This window comes from Pseudomonas cremoricolorata, assembly GCF_000759535.1.
Lineage (GTDB): Bacteria > Pseudomonadota > Gammaproteobacteria > Pseudomonadales > Pseudomonadaceae > Aquipseudomonas > Aquipseudomonas cremoricolorata_A.
The window spans coordinates 2,425,118-2,441,294 of record NZ_CP009455.1; the positions used below are offsets into that span (position 1 = coordinate 2,425,118).

Consider the following 16,177-nt stretch of genomic DNA (forward strand, 5'->3'; position numbering starts at 1 on the left):
ACAGATCAAGCGATAAGGAGTTCTCGCGATGTCTCAACCTGTAGCTCTCATCACCGGCGCCGCCAGCGGCATCGGCCAGGCCGTGGCCGTGGCCTACGCCAGGCAGGGCGTGCGTGTGGTCGGCGGATACCTGCCGGGCGCCGGCCACGACCCGCTCGACACCGAGCGCCTGGTGCAAGCCGCCGGTGGCGAGTGCCTGATGCTGCCGATGGACGTCACCGACAGCGCTTCGCTCGACGCCATCGCCAAGGCAGCGGTAGAGCGCTTCGGCCGCCTCGACTACGCGGTGGCCAACGCCGGCCTGCTGCGCAAGGCCGCGCTGCTGGAGATGACCGACGCGCAGTGGAACGAGATGCTCGACGTCGACCTCACCGGCGTCATGCGCACCTTCCGCAGCGCCAGCCGCTACCTGGGCGAGGGCGGTGCGCTGGTGGCCATTTCATCGATCGCCGGCGGCGTCTACGGCTGGCAGGAGCATTGCCACTACGCCGCGGCCAAGGCCGGGGTGCCGGGGCTGTGCCGCTCGCTGGCGGTGGAACTGGCGCCACGTGGTATTCGCTGCAATGCGGTGATTCCGGGCCTGATCGAAACCCCGCAATCGCTCGATGGCAAGAACTCGCTCGGCCCCGAAGGCCTGGCCAGGGCCGGCAAGAGCATCCCGCTCGGTCGGGTCGGGCGCGCCAGCGAAGTGGCCGAGCTGGTGTGCTACCTGAGCAGCCCGCAGGCGAGCTACATCACCGGGCAAAGCATTACCATCGACGGCGGTCTGACCGTTCGCTGGCCGGAATGAACCCCTCGCCGCACGCCTGGCGTGCGGCCATCAGGAGTGAACCATGCAACTACTGAACAACCGCCGCGCCGTGGTCACCGGGGCCGCCAGCGGCATCGGTGCGGCCATCGCCCATGCCTATGCCGAGGCCGGCGCGCGCCTGGTACTGTGTGACCGCGACGGCGAGCGCCTGGCCGCGGTGGCCACCGCCTGCCGGGCGTTGGGCGCCGAAGTGCTGGAATGCATGGCCGATGTCGGCAGCCGCGAAGGCGCACAAGCCGGCGTGGATGCCTGCGTGCAAGGGCTGGGCGGCATCGACATTCTGGTCAACAACGCCGGCATGCTGACCCAGGCCGACTGCGTCGACCTGACCCAACAGATGTGGGACGACATGCTGCGCGTCGACCTCACCAGCGTCTTCGTCGCCAGCCAGCGCGCCTTGCCGCATATGCTGGCACAGCGCTGGGGGCGGATCATCAACATCGCCTCGCAGCTGGGCATCAAGGGCGGCGCGCAACTGACCCACTACGCTGCAGCCAAGGCCGGTGTGATCGGCTTCAGCAAGTCGCTGGCCCATGAAGTGAGCAAAGACAACGTGCTGGTCAATTGCATCGCCCCGGGGCCGATCGAAACGCCGCTGGTCGATGGCATCAGCCAGGCCTGGAAGGCCGCCAAGGCCAAGGAGCTGCCGCTGGGTCGCTTCGGCAGGGCCGAGGAAGTGGCGCCGGTGGCGGTACTGCTGGCGTCCGAGCCGGGCGGCAATCTGTTCGTCGGCCAGACCCTCAACCCCAACTCCGGCGACGTCATGCCTTGAGGTGAACCATGTGTGGACTGTGCGGCCTGATCGGCGAAGACGCGCACTGGAGCGATCCCATCGACAGCAGCCTGCCGGGGCGGCGCGAACGCTTGCGCCGCATCGCCGCGATCAACCAGGTGCTGACGCCGTTTCGGCTCAAGGTCAGTGACGTGCAAGGAGCGAGCTATCTGCTGCAAGGCCCGACCGGCAAGCAGGGCATCGCCTCGGGCCTGGAGCAACTGTGGCAGGTGGCTGAGGACATCCTCAGCCGCCCGCTCGACCCCCTCGACCCGCGCATCCTCGAGCACCTGGAGGCGCGGGCATGAGCGTGCAGATCAACGTCCTCACCGGTTTTCTCGGCAGCGGCAAGACCACCTTGCTGCAACGGGTGCTGGTCAACGAAGACATGGGCGAAACAGCGCTGCTGATCAACGAATTCGGCGAGGTCGGCATCGACCACCTGCTGGTGCAGGAAATCGCCCCCAACACTGTGCTGCTGCCCAGCGGCTGCGTGTGCTGTTCGGTACGCGGCGACCTGAAGCAGGCGCTGATCGACCTGCACGACAAACGCAGCCGCGGCCTCATTCCAGCGTTTCGCCGGGTGTTGCTGGAAACCACCGGCCTGGCCGACCCGGCGCCGATCCTTGCCACCTTGCAGCGCGACCCGCAACTGCGCGGACGTTATCACCTGGGGCTGCTGGTGACTGTGGTCGATGCCAAGCATGCCGCGTTGCAAGAACGGCTGCACCCCGAATGGCTGGGCCAGGTCACGGCCGCCGACCGCCTGCTGGTGAGCAAGGTCGACCGCGTCGATGGGCAGGCGGTGAGCGAGCTGATGAAGCATCTGCACACCCTCAACCCGGCTGCGACCGTGGCGCTGACCAGTGCTGTGGTGGCGGGTGACCAACAGTTGCTCGGCGAGGGCCTGAGCAGCCGCCTGCCGGATGCCGAGGTGGCCAGATGGCAGCTGTTCGCCCCGACCCGTCAGCCGCGCCACGGCACGGCGCAGGTCTGCGCGCTGGAGTACGCCCAGCCGCTGGATTGGCTGGCGTTCGGGGTTTGGTTGTCGATGCTGCTAAGATGCCACGGCGAGCGCATCCTCCGGGTCAAAGGAATTCTCAACGTGATCGACGCCGAACAGCCCATCGTCATCCACGGTGTCCAGCACTGCCTGCATGCGCCGGTGCACCTCGAACACTGGCCGGGCGGCGAGCGCCGTTCGCGGCTGGTGATCATCGTCCGCGACCTCGACACCACGCTGCTGCGCCGCTCGTTCGACACCTTCCTGCAACGCCTGGGGCGGGCGGCATGAGTCAACCGCTGACCTTACGCGTGCTTGGCACCTCGGTGACGCTGCTCGAATCGATTCGCCTGCGCGCCGAGCAGGCGCTGGGCATTCGCATCGACTACCAGGTGCACGACGTGCAGACCGTGCAGCGCATCGCCCTGATGCACCCGGAACGCTACGACCTCTACGACCAGTGGTTCCACAGCATGGACTTCGTCTGGCCGGCGGGGGCGATCCAGCCCATCGACGTGCGCCAGATCGATGCCTGGGGTGAAATCAACGGCCTGGCCAAGCACGGCAGGTTGCACCCAGACGACCCGCTGGCCGGTGGCAGCCTGCCCTGCGACAGGCTGTTCGTACAGCACGATGGCAGCCTCGGGCAGCGCCCCAGCCACTTCATCAGCATGCTGCCGCTGACCCACAACGCCGACAGCTTTGCCTACCGTCCCGACCTGCTGCCGCCCGGATTTTCCTGCGAACAAGAGAGCTGGTCGTGGCTGGTCGACCCGGCCTGGTGCGGTCACGCGGCGCTGCAAAGCGACGCCGCGATCGGCGCGCTGGACGCTGCGCTGGCGGTACAGGCCAAGGGCCTGGCGCACTTCGAGGTGATCGGCAACCTGCGCCTGGATGAAATCGACCAGCTCTCCAGCGCCCTGATCAAACTGCAACGCCAAGGCCACTTCGCCGCCTTCTGGTCCGACGACCGAGACGCCGGCCAGCTCATGCTCGGGCCCAAGGTGCATATCGAAAGCGTTTGGTCGCCCGCGCTGATGCAACTGCACCGCGAAGGCATCCAGTACCGCCAGGCCGTGCCCAAGGAAGGCTACCGCGGCTGGTTCGGCGGCCTCTCGCTGTCGCGCGCCGTGCACGGGCCGGTCAAGGCGGCGGCCTATGCTTACTTGAACTGGTGGCTATCCGGCTGGCCCGGCGCGATGATGGCCCGCCAGGGCTTCTATATCTCCAACCCGCCGCGTGCCCGCGAACACCTGTCTGCCGCCGAATGGGACTACTGGTACGAAGGCAAACCCGCCACCGAACACCTGCCCGGCAGCGACGGCCAACCCCTGATCGAACCCGGCCAGATCCGCGAAGGCGGCTCCTACAGCCAGCGCGTCAGCCGCATCAGCGTGTGGAATGCGGTGATGGACGAGCATAACTATCTGGTGCGCAAGTGGGCGGATGTGTTGCGGGCTGGGCGGGGGTAGGGTGTTGCTGATGGGGCGGGTAGGGGATTTGAGCTGAGGCGCTCTGGAGGAGAAGCTGGAGCGGGTAGAGGGAATCGAACCCTCAACTAAAGCTTGGGAAGCTTTCGTTTTGCCACTAAACTATACCCGCTTCGCAGTGCGACTTTTTACCAGAAGCCCCCGCCGATTGAAAGCGCCACGCTGAAATAATCCCTCTACCTTGCCTTTTCGCGCCCCTGCCGGGTGCCGCTTTCGTGTGCCCGGTTCAAAGCGCCAGGGCATGGCTGGCTGGGGTGTGGTGGGGGTGGCTGCGCGGAGCTCGCGGGGTGGGTTGCAGGAAGTCGAGCATGACCTGGCCGGTTTGCTCGCAGGCGAGCTTGTGTTCCATGTCGAGGAAGTGCCCGGCGGCGTCGATCACCGCGAACTGGCAGTCGGCGATGTGTCGGGCGAATTGCCGGGCGTCGTTGGCGGTGGTGTATTCGTCGTGTTCGCCGTTGATGAACAGCAGCGGGATGTCAATGTGGCGCCCGCCCTTGAGGGCGCGGTCGAGATCGTGGTCGAGCACCTGGCTGATGTGAAAGTGCATCTGCGCGTATTCGTGGCGGTCGAGGCTGCTGACGTGGCGATAGTTGAAACGCTTGAACAGCGACGGCAGGTGCTTACCGATGGTCTCGTTGACCAGATGGCCGATGCGCGGCCGGTCGCAACGGGCCAGGTACTGGCTGCCGCGGCTCAGGTAGTCGTGCATCGGCGCGTTGATCAGCGGTGAGAACGAGCTGACGATGGCCTTGCCGATGCTGCGCGGGCGGTGGGCCAGGGCCAGCAATGCGCAGGCGCCACCCCAGGAGAACGACATCAGTTGGTCGGCGCCGAAGTGCTCGATCAGCTCCAGCAGAATGTGCGCTTCGGTCTCTTTGCTGAGCAGCCGCTCGTGGTGGTTGTGCGGCCGCGACTTGCCGGCGTACGGCTGGTCGTACAGCACCACGTTGCAGCGCGGGTGCAGGTTGCGCACGGTCTGGGCGAACGAGGCGGTGGTGGCCATCGAGCCGTTGACCAGGATGATGGTGTGCTCGGCCGCCTTGGCGCGATAGCACTCGGTGTAGACCCGGTACTGACCTTGAATATCAAGCACTGCGATTTCTGGCCGCATGTCGTCGACTCCTGGCGCAAAAAGGGCGTTCTCGACAGGCAGGGTGCGTGGGGTTTGTGACAGGCAGAGGGGCGCGGGTGAGAGCGCCGACGAGCGTGCTACACCGAGGCGATTTCTGCAGCGGTCAGCGGTCGGAACTGCCCTGGCGCCAGCTCGGCGTCCAGCACGATCGCGCCCATGCGCTCGCGGTGCAGGGCCGTGACCTTGTTGTCGAAGTGGCCGAACATGCGTTTGACCTGGTGGTAGCGGCCTTCGAACAAGGTCAGGCGCGCCTTGCGCGGGGCGAGGATGTCGAGCTGCGCGGGGAGGGTGGTGAGGTCTTCGAAGGCGAAGTAGAAACCCTCGCGGAAGCGTTCGACGTAGTGCGCTTCGATGACGTTTTCTGTCTCGACCCAGTAGGTCTTGGGTTGCTTGGTCCGCGGCTGGGTCAGGCGTCGCGACCACTGGCCATCGTTGGTCAGCAGCAGCAACCCTGTGGTGTTGAAGTCGAGCCGACCGGCAATGTGCAGGCCCTCGCGCAGCGGCTCGGGCAGCAGGTCTAGGACCGTGCGGTGCTCGCCATCGACGGTGGCGCTGACGCAGCCAGCGGGCTTGTGCAGCATCAGGTATCGCGCCGGCGGCCCGCTGTGCAGCAACTGGCCGTCGACCTCGACCTGGCTGAACACCCGCACTTCAGTGCGCGGATCGTCCGTCACCTGGCCATCGACCCGCACGCGTTTGTGCGCCAGCAACAGGCGCACCTGCTGGCGGTTATAGCAAGGCAGGTTGGCGAGAAATCGGTCGAGGCGCATGGTCGGGGCGTGCTGGCTGGGGTGAAGGCGCCGCAGTCTAGCGCTTTGTCGCCGCCTGCGCTGCTTGCAATTGCGCCTCGACCTGGGCGCACGCGGGGCACAGGCACTGGCTGTTGCGCAGCTCGGCCGGCAAGGCTTCGAGCACTGCTGGGTCGATGCTCACCGCATAGCACCAGCACGGCTGGGTGGCCCGTTGCGGATCGGCCAGGGCGCAGTCGTTGAGTGCGCCGCAGGCCGGGCAGTGTCTGGCGTCAGGCATGTTCGCGGCTCGTACGTTCGCTGCACACCCGGTTGCGCCCGCCCTGCTTGGCCCGGTACAGCGCGTGGTCGGCGCGGCTGATCAGGCTTTGCAATTGATCGCCCGCTTGCAGGCGGGTCAGGCCGATGCTGGTGGTCAGTTGCAGCGAGCGGTCTTCGAAGACGAAGCGCGCCTGCTCGGTGCGCAGGCGGATTTTCTCCGCGACCTGCAGCGCGCCGGCCTCGTCGACATCACGCAACAGCACGATGAATTCCTCGCCGCCCCAGCGGCACAGCACGTCGGCTTGACGCAGGCTGCCCTGCAGAACCAGGGCGAACTGGCTCAACACGGCATCACCCGCCAGGTGCCCATGGGTGTCGTTGAGGGCTTTGAAATGATCCAGGTCGATCAGCAGCGCCACCAGCGTCGACTGCTCGCGCTGGGCTTGTTGCAAGGCCTGTTCGGCGAGCAGGTCGAAGCTGCGCCGGTTGGGCAGGCCGGTGAGGCTGTCGAGGGTCGCCAGCGCTTCAGTGTTGTCCTGATGGCGCTTGATCATGGCGTTGAGCAGCGACAGCACCACGAGGGTGATCATCGCGCAGATGGTCAGGTTGATGTACAGCGACTCGCGAATGCGGTCCAGCGCGCCAGTCTCGCGCTTGTCGACCATCAGGTACCAGTTCAGTTCGGGCAGCAGACGCACGTTGAGGAAGTGACTATGGCCTTCGGCGTCTTCATAACTGTGGCTGCCCGGGGTCGGACTCGGCATGCGCTCAGAGAGGTTGCGCAATGCGGGGCTGGCACTCATCAGGTCACCGACCCGCAGCCCATGGGGGCCGCCTTCGGAGGCGGTGAGCAGAACCTTGCCCTCGGCGTCGGTGAAGAACACCGAGCGTTGATAGCGGCGCTGGTACTGGTCGATCAGGCGGATCACCGCATCCACGCTCAGGCCCACGCCAGCGGCGCCGATGAAGCGTTGCTGGTAGTCGAGCACGCGGTAGTTGATGAACACGGTCAGGGTGTCCTGGTTGGCCATGTCCAGGTCGACGTTGGTTTCGTACGGCGCGCTGCCGTCGCGCAGGCGGAAGTACCAGGCATCACGCCAGGCCTGGGGATCGACCTTCTTCAGCACGCCCTTGGCCTGGTAATAGGTGCGGCTGGCGTCGGAGACGAGAAATGCGGTGAAGGTGTTCTGCCCGGCCATGACTTCACCCAGATAACGAGTGATGCGCTCGGCATCCTGCTCGCCGGCCAGCAGCCAGTCGCGCAGGAAGGTGTCCTGGGCCATCATCGAAGAGATCTGCACCGGTCGCAGCAGGTCTTTCTGGATTTCCGAATAGACGGTGTCTGAGGTCAGCGGCAGCTCGGTGTTGATGATGCCGTCGCGGATCGCCCCGCGTGAGGCGAGGTAGCTCAGCAGCGAGGTCGCGAAAAAACCGCAGCTCAGCAGCATCAGCAGGGTGAGGATCAACGTACGCTGCGAGAACAGGGCGGAACGAGGCGGCATGATCTTCCCATGATGTGTGCCAAGGCGCCCATTCTAGAGAGAAGGGCGAAAAATCACCGCATGTTTTTCAGGGCTGTAACAGCTGTTTCAAATTATTGCGATAATGGCACTGAATCCTGTTCCAACAGTCTTACCCAGCGTCGACCTTCGTCCTGCCGGTCGACGCCCTTCAGCGTCGCTGAGTCGGGCATCCTAGCGGTCGGGAGGCCGCCATGTACCCTCGAATCATCTTCATCACCGTGCTGACGTTGTTCGCCACCGCGTGCGCGCCGTACCAGGGTGGCGGTTACTACCGCACCGAGGTCTACCAGGCCGAGCCTGAGGTTTATCCTGGGTATTACCGCAGCGACCGCTACTACGTAGTGCCCCAGCAGCGCTATTACTATTCGCCCGAGCCACGCTATCGGCCGGCGCCGCCGGGCTACTATCGAGCGGTGCCAGGGCCGCGCTACTACCGGCCCTATCCACCCCCACAGATGGTGCCCTGGCGCGGCGGTGGCCGCGGTGATCACGGCCACCGCCATCGGCATGACTACGGACGCGACCGCGAGCGACATGATTACCGCCACCCACCGGGCCCGCCAGGCCCAGGCGGCTGGCCGGGCCGTTAGCATGGCCGGCAAGGCCCGCGTCAATGGGCGAGGTCTGCCAGCGGGTGGCGGCCCTCCCAGGCCTTGCTGAAATGCGCCTCGACCACCGCCGCCGGCACCTGCGCCACATCCGGCCAGTGCCAGCGTGGCGCGTGGTCCTTGTCGATCAGCCGGGCGCGCACGCCTTCGGCGAATTCCGGATGGCGGCAGCAGTTCAGGCTCATGGTGTAGTCCATTTGCAGTGTCTCGCTGAGTGACAGGTGCCGCGCGCGCTGGGACTGTTCCCAGATCAGGTGTGCGGTCAGCGGACAGCCACGCTGCAACTGCTCGCCGGCTGCGGCCAGCAGCGGGTCAGGGTGATGGCGCAGCCCGGCCAGGGCGCGCCAGGCCGAGGGCGCGTCGCTGACATCCAGCAGTTCATCGATCAGCCCGCGCCGCGGCAGCCACTGGGCGACCGGCAACTGTGCGCTGGCGCAGCGATGTCCGGCGCGCAGCAGGCTGTTCAGTTGCAGTGCGGTTTGTTCTTGCCAGTTCACTTGCAGCAGTTCATCGAGCAGTTCTGCTTGCTTGTCATCCGCCCAGACCCGATCCGCCAGGCCCAGGTCAAGGGCATCGCGGGCGTTGATCGGCGCGCCCGTCAACGCCAGGAATACACCCAGCTTGCCCGGCAGTCGCCCCAGAAAGCGGCTGGCGCCGACATCCGGGTACAAACCGATGCTGATTTCCGGCATCGCCAACCGGCTACTGGGGGTGACGATGCGCACCCCGGCGCCTTGCAGCAAGCCCATGCCACCGCCCAGCACGTGGCCGTGGGCCCAGCACAGCAAGGGTTTGCGGTAGGTGTGCAGGTGGTAGTCGAGGCTGTACTCGGCGGCGAAGAACTGCGCCGCCTCGGCCGGTACGCAGCCCGGCTGGCGAAGACAGGCCGTGGCCAGGGTGCGCACATCGCCGCCGGCGCAGAAGGCTTTGCGGCCGTTGCCGCGCAGCAGCACACAGACCACATTCGGGTCATCGGCCCAGGCGCGCAATTGCTGGTCGAGGGTTTCGATCATGCCCAGGGTCAGGGCATTGAGGCTGTTCGGGGCGTCGAGGGTGGCGACGCCGATACCAGCACCATCGGCGCCGGCCAGGACTTGGCAGAGAACGGACATGGACTTCCTCCTCAGGTCGTTGCTCCAGTATGGCTGGCAGAACCGATCCTGCCCGGCGCCGGTCGGATGAATTGACATTGCGGCCACGCTTTCCTAGGGTCGCGCCCCTCTGATTCTGGATTTTCCTATGACCGACGACGACCGCATCAAGCTCGAACCCAGTTGGAAGGCCGCGCTGCGCGAGGAGTTCGACCAGCCCTACATGCACCAGCTGCGCGAGTTTCTGCGCCAGGAATACGCCGCCGGCAAGCAGATCTACCCGCCAGGGCCGCTGATCTTCAATGCGCTGAACTCCACGCCGCTGCCTGATGTGAAAGTGGTGATTCTCGGCCAGGACCCGTACCACGGCCCCGGCCAGGCCCATGGTTTGTGCTTCTCGGTGCAACCCGGCGTGCCGGCACCGCCGTCGCTGGTCAACATCTACAAAGAGCTGCAACGCGACCTCAACCTGCCGATCCCCAGCCATGGCTATCTGCAAAGCTGGGCCGAGCAGGGCGTGCTGCTGCTCAACACCACCATGACCGTCGAACGCGCCAACGCCGCCTCCCATGCCAAGAAAGGCTGGGAGCATTTCACCGACCGCATCATCCAGGTGGTCAGCGAGCAGTGTCCGCACGTAGTGTTCCTGCTCTGGGGCGCCCACGCCCAGAGCAAGCAGAAGCTGATCGACGGCACCAAGCACCTGGTGCTCAAGTCGGTGCACCCCTCGCCACTGTCGGCCTATCGCGGCTTCATCGGCTGCGGCCATTTCAGCCGTACCAACGGATTCCTTGAGCAGCGTGGAATCGCCCCGATCGACTGGAAGTTGCCGGCGGTTTAGCAGATGGATTCGCGGCCGAACCCGCGTGGCTACAGGCACATCCTCTTTGCTCTTTTACATAGATCGTTCAGGCACCACCGCCCGCGACTGTAGCCGGCCGGAGCGCAGGTGTTCGAAGGGGCGTGCGCGCAGCGCACCCGAGGCGTAGCCGAGGACGCGAGGTGTTAGGGTTGCGCAGCAACCCTTGCCCGCGGCGCCCCGTAGAGCACCGGAGCGCAGGGTACCCGGAACGGAGCGAAGCGCAGTGCAGGGCCGGCTAGTGGAGCACAGGGTTTTGCCTACTTTTTCCCCAAAAAGTAGGTCGCCGCCAGGCGAAACCGGGACGATAGGTCAAATTAACGGTTACCGCAGAATTCTCCTGAATCAATCCCCCGACCGCTGCCAAACCCGAAACAACGGCTCAGCCAGAAACAGCACGAACAGCAGCCGCATTACCTGCAGTGCGGTCACCAGCGGCACCGACAGTTGCAGGGTTTCGGCGGTCAGACTCATTTCGGCGATGCCGCCCGGCATCATGCCCAGGGTCAGCGAGCGTACGTCCAGCCCGGTAAGGCTGGCCATGCCCCAGGCCGCCGTGGCAGCGATGCCCATGCTCAACGCCGTGGCCACCAGGGTACGGCCGAGAAACGCCGGGGCGCGGCGGAAGAAGGCGCGGTTGAAGTGGCAGGCCAGGCCGCTGCCGATCAACCACTGGCCGATCTGGCTGGCGCCGTCGGGTAACGAAAGCTGCTGATCGCTGATCAGGCTCACCACCGCGGTGACCAGCAACGGCCCGAACAACCACGGGTTGGGCTGGCGCAGGCGTTGCCAGAGCAACGCGCTGAGCAGCGCCAATGGCGTAATGAGCGCTAGCCACGGCCAACTGACCGTGCCGCTGTGGTGCAGCGTCGGGCCATCGCCGAGCAGCAGCTTGAACAGCGCCGGCACACTCAGCACCACCGCCAGCACGCGCAGGCTCTGCGCCGCCGCCACCTGGCTGAGCACCGCGCCATTGCGTGCGCCGAGGTTGACCATCTCGCCAGAACCGCCCGGCATGCTGGCGAAGAACGCGGTTGGTCGGTCTTCGCCACTGCGGCGCAGCAACCACACACCGACGATGCTCGACACGGTAGTGAGCAGGGCGCCGAAGAAGATCAGCACAAAGTGGCTGGCGACCTGTTCGATCACCAGGGGTGTGAAGTGCAGGCCGATACCGACGCCGATGATCCACTGCCCGCACTTGCGCCCATTGGGGATTTCCGAGAGCTGCCAGGGGCTCAGGCAGCGCACTAGGATGATCGCCAGCAATGAGCCGACCATCCACGGCAAAGGCCAGCCGACCTTGCTGGCGAGAAACCCGCCTGCAAGGCCGACCAGCCCGGTTGCCCAGTACAGCGGCAGCCTGCGATCAGGCATCCGCCACGGCCCGGCGTTGCTGGGCACGGCGGCGCCAGATGCGCAGCAGTGGCAGGCAGATCATGCACGCGGTGACGATCCACACACCCAGGCTGATCGGGCTCGACCAGAGGATGCCCAGTTCACCGTTGGAGATCGACAGCGCGCGGCGCAGGTTCTGCTCCATCAGGCCGCCGAGGATGAACCCGAGCAGGATCGGCGACAGCGGGAAGTCCAGCTTGCGCAGGATGTAGCCCATGATGCCGATGCCGACCATCAGGAACAGGTCGAAGGTGGTGGCGTGTACGGCATAGACGCCGATCGCGGTAATGATGGCGATCACCGGCACCAGCGCCCAGTTCGGCACCGACAGAATACGGGTGAAGATGCGGATCATCGGGATGTTGAGGATCACCAGCATGATGTTGGCGATGAACAACGAGGCGATCAGGCCCCAGACAATGTCTGGTTGCTGCTCGAACAGCATCGGTCCTGGGGTGATGTTGTACAGGGTCAGCGCGCCGATCATCACCGCCGTGGTGCCCGAACCGGGTACGCCGAGGGTCAGCATCGGCACCAGGGCGCCGCAGCACGATGCACCGATGGCGGTCTCCGGGGCAGCCAGGCCGCGCGGGTCGCCTTTACCGAACTTGCCGCTGGCACCGGCCATGCGTTTTTCGGTCATGTAGGCCACCGCACTGGCCAGCGTTGCGCCGGCACCGGGCAGAACGCCCATGACGAAACCGAGCAGGCCGCAGCGGATGTTGACCACGAACACCGACGCGGCTTCTTTCATGTTGAAGAGCATGCGCCCGGTGGCCTTGACCGCTTGGTGACCGTGGTGGGTCTTCTCCAGCAACAGCAGAATCTCGCTGATCGAGAACAGGCCCAGCACCAGCACGACGAACTGAATACCGTCGGCCATGTGCACGCTGCCGCCGGTGAAGCGGTACACACCGCTGTTGGCATCGATACCGACCGCCGAGAGGAACAGGCCGATCAGCGCGGCGATGAAGGTTTTCAGCGGTTTGTCGCCGGCCATGCCGCCGAGCGCGACGATGGCGAACACCATCAGCACGAAGTATTCGGCAGGTCCGAAGGCAATCGCCCATTTGGCCAGCAGCGGGGCGAACAGCACCATGCCGCAGGTGGCGATGAAGGCGCCGATGAACGAGCTCCAGGCCGACAGCGACAGCGCCACGCCAGCCAGGCCTTGACGGGCCATGGGGTAGCCGTCGAGGGTGGTCATCACGGTCGAGGCTTCGCCCGGAATGTTCAGCAGGATCGAGCTGATACGCCCGCCGTATTCGCAGCCCAGGTACACCGCCGCCAGCAGAATCAAGGCTGATTCAGGCGGCAGGCCCAGGGCGAAGGCGATGGGAATCAGCAGCGCCACGCCGTTGATCGGGCCCAGGCCCGGCAGCAGGCCGACCACGGTGCCGATCAACGTGCCGCTCAGGGCGGTGACCAGGTTGTAGGGGGAGAGGGCGACGCCGAAGCCCTGGCCCAGGTAGCTCAAAGTATCCATGTCTCAGTTCTCCAGAACGCTGAGAAGGCCAAGCGGCAGCGGTACGTCCATCATGCGGTCGAACAGCCAGTAGAGAAAAATGCTCATGCCGGTCACGACGATGGCGCTGTACAACCAGCGACCGCCATACAGGCGTGCCATGGGCAGGCCGGCGAGGATGGCGCTGAGGATGAAGCCCAGCGACTCGAAGGTGGCGGCGAACAGCAGCAGCAGCCCGATGCACGCAGCGATTTTCATCAGGGTGGCGCGGTCCAGTTCCGGCTCATCGTCCTTGCGCACGATTGGCGTAGGACGAATCGCCAGGTACAGCAGGCCCAGGCCCATCAGCCCGAGCATCAGCAGCGGGTAGGCGCGGGGGCCGACCGGCTCATAGGAAAAAGCGGCCTGATAAGGCCAGGCCATGACTGCCAGGGCAGCACAGACCGCCAGCAGGATCAGGGCAAAGATGCGTTGCAGGACCATGATCGAATCCTCGGAAGAAAGCATGTAGAAGCAGCGCCAAGCGTCCGCTTCCACACGACGTGGAAGCGGTGATCGCCGGGATTACTGAGGCTGGTCCTGGATCAGGCCGAATTCCTTGGCCAGCACCTTGTATTGCGCGACCTGCTTCTTCACGTAGGTGTCCAGCTCCTCGCCAGTCATGGCGAAGGGGAACAGCTCGCGCTGGTCACGCAGCTTGGCGAAGTCTTCCGAGGCGAGCATCTTGTCGAACGAATCCTTCCACCAGGCGTAGTCTTCGTCGCTGACCTTTGGCCCCAGGTAGAAGCCGCGTACCACTGGCCAGACGATGTCGTAGCCTTGCTCCTTGGCGGTCGGAATGTTCTTCATTTCCGGGTCGTCCAGGCGTTCTTCGGAGAACACCGCGAGCAGGCGCATGTTGCCGCTCTGGATGTGCGGCATGGAGTCGGAGATGTCGGTCGAGCCAACCTGGATGTGACCACCGAGCAGGGCCGTGGCAATTTCGCCACCGCCTTCCAGGGCCACGTAGCGCAGGTCGCGCGGGTTGATGCCGGCGGCCTTGGCGATCAGCGCGGTCTGCATCCAGTCCTGGCTGCCGACGGTACCGCCCGAGCCGATCACCACCTTGCTTGGGTCTTTCTTCAATGCCGCGACCAGGTCGTCGAGGGTCTTGTACGGCGAGTCGGCCTTCACCGCGATGGCGCCGTAGCTGGTGCCCACCGCCGACAGCCACTTCACGGCATTTTCGTCGAAGCGACCGAACTTGCCTTGTGCCAGGTTCAGCAGCGAGCCGCTGGACCAAGCCACCAGGGTGCCGGCATCGGCTGGGCGCTGGGCCACGACCGCGTTGTAGGCCACGGCGCCAACACCGCCTGGCATGTAGGTCACGCGCATGGGCTTGCTGAGAATCTTCTCGTTGACCAGCGCGCTCTGTACCAGCTTGCACGTCAGGTCGAAACCACCGCCCGGCGAAGCCGGGGCGATGCATTCGGGACGCTTGGGTTCGGCGGCCAGGGCGTTGCCGGCCAGCAGCAGGCAGCCAGTGGCGAGGGCGAGGCGGCGCAGGGTGAAGGTCATGGTGTTGTCTCCGTCAGTTGTTGTTATGCGTTACCACAGGGCCAGGCTGTAGCTGACCAGCACACGGTTTTCGTCGGCGTCACGGGCGAAGTTGGAGCGAAAGCTGGCGTTGCGCAGGCGCACGGCGACGTTCTTCAACGGCCCGCTCTGCACCACGTATTTCAGTTCGATGTCGCGCTCCCATTCCTTGCCTTCACCGCCGCTGGCGCGGCTGACGTTGTCGCCGTTGACATAGCGGGTCAGGAAACTCAGTCCAGGCAGGCCGAACGCTGCGAAGTTGTAGTCGTAACGGGCCTGCCAGGAGCGCTCGTCGGCGTTGGCGAAGTCGTTGATCTGCAGGAAGTTGATCAGATAGGGATCGGCGCCATCGAGGTAGGGAAAGGCGCTGTCGCCGGAGATGCGCTGGTAGCCGGCGCTGAACTTGTGGCCGCTCAGGGCATAGCTGAGCATGACGTTGGTGGTGGTGTTGTCGATGTCGCCGGCCTTGGCCTGGCCCTGCTCATCGCTGAACGACAGGCGCAGGTCGGTACCGAAGGTGCCAGGGCCCCATTTGTGGCTGGAGAGCAGGCCAAAGTAATGCTGACGGTAGACATCGTCGAGCTGGGCGAAGTAGTAGCTGCCAGTGAGCGACTTGCTGAACGCGTAGTCGAGCCCGGCCATGTCGAAATGATCGCCGCTGAAGCTGCCGCCGAAGCGTCTGTTCTTGTTGTTCAGCGCGATATCTTCCCAGTTCGTGTCGTTGCGATCCTTGACTTTGCCCAGGCGCGCGCCGGTGAAGGTCAGGCGGTCGATCTCGCGGGAAGTGATCAGGCCGCCTTCGAACGTCTGCGGCAGGATGCGGCCATCGTTGGGACGCAGCACCGGAGTCACCGGGATGAGTGTGCCAACCTTGAGTTCGGTGGCTGAAATGCGCACTTTGCCCGTCAGGCCGAGCTTGGAATATTCGTTGGCGGCGCGCCCGTCATCATGGGTCGGCAGCAAACCACTGCCGGTGCGGTCAGGGCTCGAATCGAGCTTGAGGCCGAGCATGCCCAGTGCGTCGAGGCCCAAACCAACGGTGCCTTCGGTGTAACCGGACTGCAGATTGAGCATGAAACCCTGGGCCCACTCGTCGCGCTTGGACTGCTGCGCGCTGGTGCCATCGCGGAAATCGCGATTGAAATACATGTTACGGGTTTCGAAGGTGGCCTTGCTGTCTTCGAAGAAAGCGGCCTGGCTCAGCGGGGCGACGCCCACAAGGGCGAATGCGCCTGCAATGGCGCTGGGACGTGCGGACAACGAGCGGAATGGCACGAGGGCCTTTGGCTGTGGCGGCAACATGGGGTGACTCCATTTTTTGTTCTTATTGGGCTGCACCTTGTTGGTGCTACTCCGGGTAGATCGGGCTACCGTGGTGCGATCCTAGGCAACCAACCTTTCGCCAACCTTTCAGTGTCAAAGGTTTGTAACAAGGGGCTT

General features: G+C 65.0%; 17 protein-coding genes and 1 tRNA gene. 7 read left to right on the top strand and 11 right to left on the bottom strand.

Annotated elements, in window-relative coordinates:
* The first annotated feature begins 28 nt into the window (after positions 1-28).
* The 5 genes from LK03_RS10545 to LK03_RS10565 are packed head-to-tail and all read left to right on the top strand — an operon-like array spanning position 29 to position 4,058.
* Complete coding sequence (locus LK03_RS10545; RefSeq protein WP_038412292.1) at positions 29-790, top strand: SDR family NAD(P)-dependent oxidoreductase; 762 nt, start codon at positions 29-31, stop codon at positions 788-790.
* A 43-nt stretch (positions 791-833) separates the two neighbouring features.
* Positions 834-1,583, top strand: coding sequence for an SDR family NAD(P)-dependent oxidoreductase (locus LK03_RS10550; protein ID WP_038412293.1), 750 nt, complete (start codon positions 834-836; stop codon positions 1,581-1,583).
* A gap of 8 nt (positions 1,584-1,591) precedes the next feature.
* Complete coding sequence (locus LK03_RS10555; protein ID WP_038412294.1) at positions 1,592-1,891, top strand: hypothetical protein; 300 nt, start codon at positions 1,592-1,594, stop codon at positions 1,889-1,891.
* A complete protein-coding gene (locus LK03_RS10560; RefSeq protein WP_038412295.1) occupies positions 1,888-2,877 on the top strand; it encodes a CobW family GTP-binding protein in 990 nt (329 codons plus the stop codon). The genes LK03_RS10555 and LK03_RS10560 overlap by 4 nt, the downstream gene beginning before the upstream one ends.
* Positions 2,874-4,058, top strand: coding sequence for an ABC transporter substrate-binding protein (locus LK03_RS10565; protein WP_038412296.1), 1,185 nt, complete (start codon positions 2,874-2,876; stop codon positions 4,056-4,058). Before LK03_RS10560 ends, LK03_RS10565 begins: the two co-directional genes overlap by 4 nt.
* A 56-nt stretch (positions 4,059-4,114) precedes the next feature.
* Here LK03_RS10565 and LK03_RS10570 read toward each other — a convergent pair.
* The 5 genes from LK03_RS10570 to LK03_RS10590 form a co-directional block, all read right to left on the bottom strand.
* Positions 4,115-4,188 (bottom strand) — tRNA-Gly (locus tag LK03_RS10570).
* Between the two features lie 114 nt (positions 4,189-4,302).
* Complete coding sequence (locus LK03_RS10575; protein ID WP_038412297.1) at positions 4,303-5,187, bottom strand: alpha/beta fold hydrolase; 885 nt, start codon at positions 5,185-5,187, stop codon at positions 4,303-4,305.
* A 98-nt stretch (positions 5,188-5,285) separates the two neighbouring features.
* Positions 5,286-5,978, bottom strand: a complete 693-nt coding sequence (locus LK03_RS10580) for a pseudouridine synthase (protein WP_038412298.1) — start codon at positions 5,976-5,978, stop codon at positions 5,286-5,288.
* 37 nt (positions 5,979-6,015) lie between these two features.
* Positions 6,016-6,237 (bottom strand): cysteine-rich CWC family protein, encoded by a 222-nt coding sequence (locus LK03_RS10585; protein WP_038412299.1) that lies wholly within the window; start codon positions 6,235-6,237, stop codon positions 6,016-6,018.
* Positions 6,230-7,720 carry a sensor domain-containing diguanylate cyclase gene (locus tag LK03_RS10590; protein ID WP_038412300.1) on the bottom strand — a complete coding sequence of 497 codons (1,491 nt, stop codon included), beginning with the start codon at positions 7,718-7,720 and terminating at the stop codon, positions 6,230-6,232. Before LK03_RS10590 ends, LK03_RS10585 begins: the two co-directional genes overlap by 8 nt.
* A 212-nt stretch (positions 7,721-7,932) precedes the next feature.
* On the opposite strand from LK03_RS10590, the gene LK03_RS10595 reads away from it, so the two are divergent.
* Positions 7,933-8,331, top strand: coding sequence for a hypothetical protein (locus tag LK03_RS10595; protein WP_049870468.1), 399 nt, complete (start codon positions 7,933-7,935; stop codon positions 8,329-8,331).
* 20 nt (positions 8,332-8,351) lie between these two features.
* On the opposite strand, the gene LK03_RS10600 is transcribed toward LK03_RS10595, so the two are convergent.
* Positions 8,352-9,461, bottom strand: a complete 1,110-nt coding sequence (locus LK03_RS10600) for an enoyl-CoA hydratase/isomerase family protein (RefSeq protein WP_038412301.1) — start codon at positions 9,459-9,461, stop codon at positions 8,352-8,354.
* Between the two features lie 127 nt (positions 9,462-9,588).
* On the opposite strand from LK03_RS10600, the gene ung reads away from it, so the two are divergent.
* Positions 9,589-10,281: a uracil-DNA glycosylase gene (gene ung, locus LK03_RS10605; RefSeq protein ID WP_038412302.1), complete on the top strand. Its 693-nt coding sequence runs from the start codon at positions 9,589-9,591 to the stop codon at positions 10,279-10,281.
* Positions 10,282-10,644: 363 nt separating this feature from the next.
* Here the strand turns inward: ung and LK03_RS10610 are convergent, their stop codons facing one another.
* From LK03_RS10610 to LK03_RS10630, 5 genes are all read right to left on the bottom strand, one after another.
* Positions 10,645-11,676 carry an AbrB family transcriptional regulator gene (locus LK03_RS10610; RefSeq protein ID WP_038414682.1) on the bottom strand — a complete coding sequence of 344 codons (1,032 nt, stop codon included), beginning with the start codon at positions 11,674-11,676 and terminating at the stop codon, positions 10,645-10,647.
* Positions 11,669-13,183, bottom strand: coding sequence for a tripartite tricarboxylate transporter permease (locus tag LK03_RS10615; RefSeq protein ID WP_038412303.1), 1,515 nt, complete (start codon positions 13,181-13,183; stop codon positions 11,669-11,671). Before LK03_RS10615 ends, LK03_RS10610 begins: the two co-directional genes overlap by 8 nt.
* 3 nt (positions 13,184-13,186) lie before the next feature.
* The gene (locus LK03_RS10620) at positions 13,187-13,645 is read right to left on the bottom strand and encodes a tripartite tricarboxylate transporter TctB family protein (protein WP_038412304.1); all 459 of its coding nucleotides are present in this window, start codon (positions 13,643-13,645) and stop codon (positions 13,187-13,189) included.
* An 81-nt stretch (positions 13,646-13,726) separates the two neighbouring features.
* Positions 13,727-14,719 (bottom strand): Bug family tripartite tricarboxylate transporter substrate binding protein, encoded by a 993-nt coding sequence (locus LK03_RS10625; protein WP_038412305.1) that lies wholly within the window; start codon positions 14,717-14,719, stop codon positions 13,727-13,729.
* A 30-nt stretch (positions 14,720-14,749) separates the two neighbouring features.
* Positions 14,750-16,039: an OprD family porin gene (locus LK03_RS10630; protein ID WP_038412306.1), complete on the bottom strand. Its 1,290-nt coding sequence runs from the start codon at positions 16,037-16,039 to the stop codon at positions 14,750-14,752.
* Positions 16,040-16,177: the final 138 nt, after the last annotated feature.

Coding starts and splice junctions, on each gene's coding strand:
- LK03_RS10545 (WP_038412292.1), top strand. CDS start 29: ATGTCTCAACCTGTAGCTCTCATCACCGGCGCCGCCAGCGGCATCGGC.
- LK03_RS10550 (WP_038412293.1), top strand. CDS start 834: ATGCAACTACTGAACAACCGCCGCGCCGTGGTCACCGGGGCCGCCAGC.
- LK03_RS10555 (WP_038412294.1), top strand. CDS start 1,592: ATGTGTGGACTGTGCGGCCTGATCGGCGAAGACGCGCACTGGAGCGAT.
- LK03_RS10560 (WP_038412295.1), top strand. CDS start 1,888: ATGAGCGTGCAGATCAACGTCCTCACCGGTTTTCTCGGCAGCGGCAAG.
- LK03_RS10565 (WP_038412296.1), top strand. CDS start 2,874: ATGAGTCAACCGCTGACCTTACGCGTGCTTGGCACCTCGGTGACGCTG.
- LK03_RS10575 (WP_038412297.1), bottom strand. CDS start 5,187: ATGCGGCCAGAAATCGCAGTGCTTGATATTCAAGGTCAGTACCGGGTC.
- LK03_RS10580 (WP_038412298.1), bottom strand. CDS start 5,978: ATGCGCCTCGACCGATTTCTCGCCAACCTGCCTTGCTATAACCGCCAG.
- LK03_RS10585 (WP_038412299.1), bottom strand. CDS start 6,237: ATGCCTGACGCCAGACACTGCCCGGCCTGCGGCGCACTCAACGACTGC.
- LK03_RS10590 (WP_038412300.1), bottom strand. CDS start 7,720: ATGCCGCCTCGTTCCGCCCTGTTCTCGCAGCGTACGTTGATCCTCACC.
- LK03_RS10595 (WP_049870468.1), top strand. CDS start 7,933: ATGTACCCTCGAATCATCTTCATCACCGTGCTGACGTTGTTCGCCACC.
- LK03_RS10600 (WP_038412301.1), bottom strand. CDS start 9,461: ATGTCCGTTCTCTGCCAAGTCCTGGCCGGCGCCGATGGTGCTGGTATC.
- ung (WP_038412302.1), top strand. CDS start 9,589: ATGACCGACGACGACCGCATCAAGCTCGAACCCAGTTGGAAGGCCGCG.
- LK03_RS10610 (WP_038414682.1), bottom strand. CDS start 11,676: ATGCCTGATCGCAGGCTGCCGCTGTACTGGGCAACCGGGCTGGTCGGC.
- LK03_RS10615 (WP_038412303.1), bottom strand. CDS start 13,183: ATGGATACTTTGAGCTACCTGGGCCAGGGCTTCGGCGTCGCCCTCTCC.
- LK03_RS10620 (WP_038412304.1), bottom strand. CDS start 13,645: ATGGTCCTGCAACGCATCTTTGCCCTGATCCTGCTGGCGGTCTGTGCT.
- LK03_RS10625 (WP_038412305.1), bottom strand. CDS start 14,719: ATGACCTTCACCCTGCGCCGCCTCGCCCTCGCCACTGGCTGCCTGCTG.
- LK03_RS10630 (WP_038412306.1), bottom strand. CDS start 16,039: ATGTTGCCGCCACAGCCAAAGGCCCTCGTGCCATTCCGCTCGTTGTCC.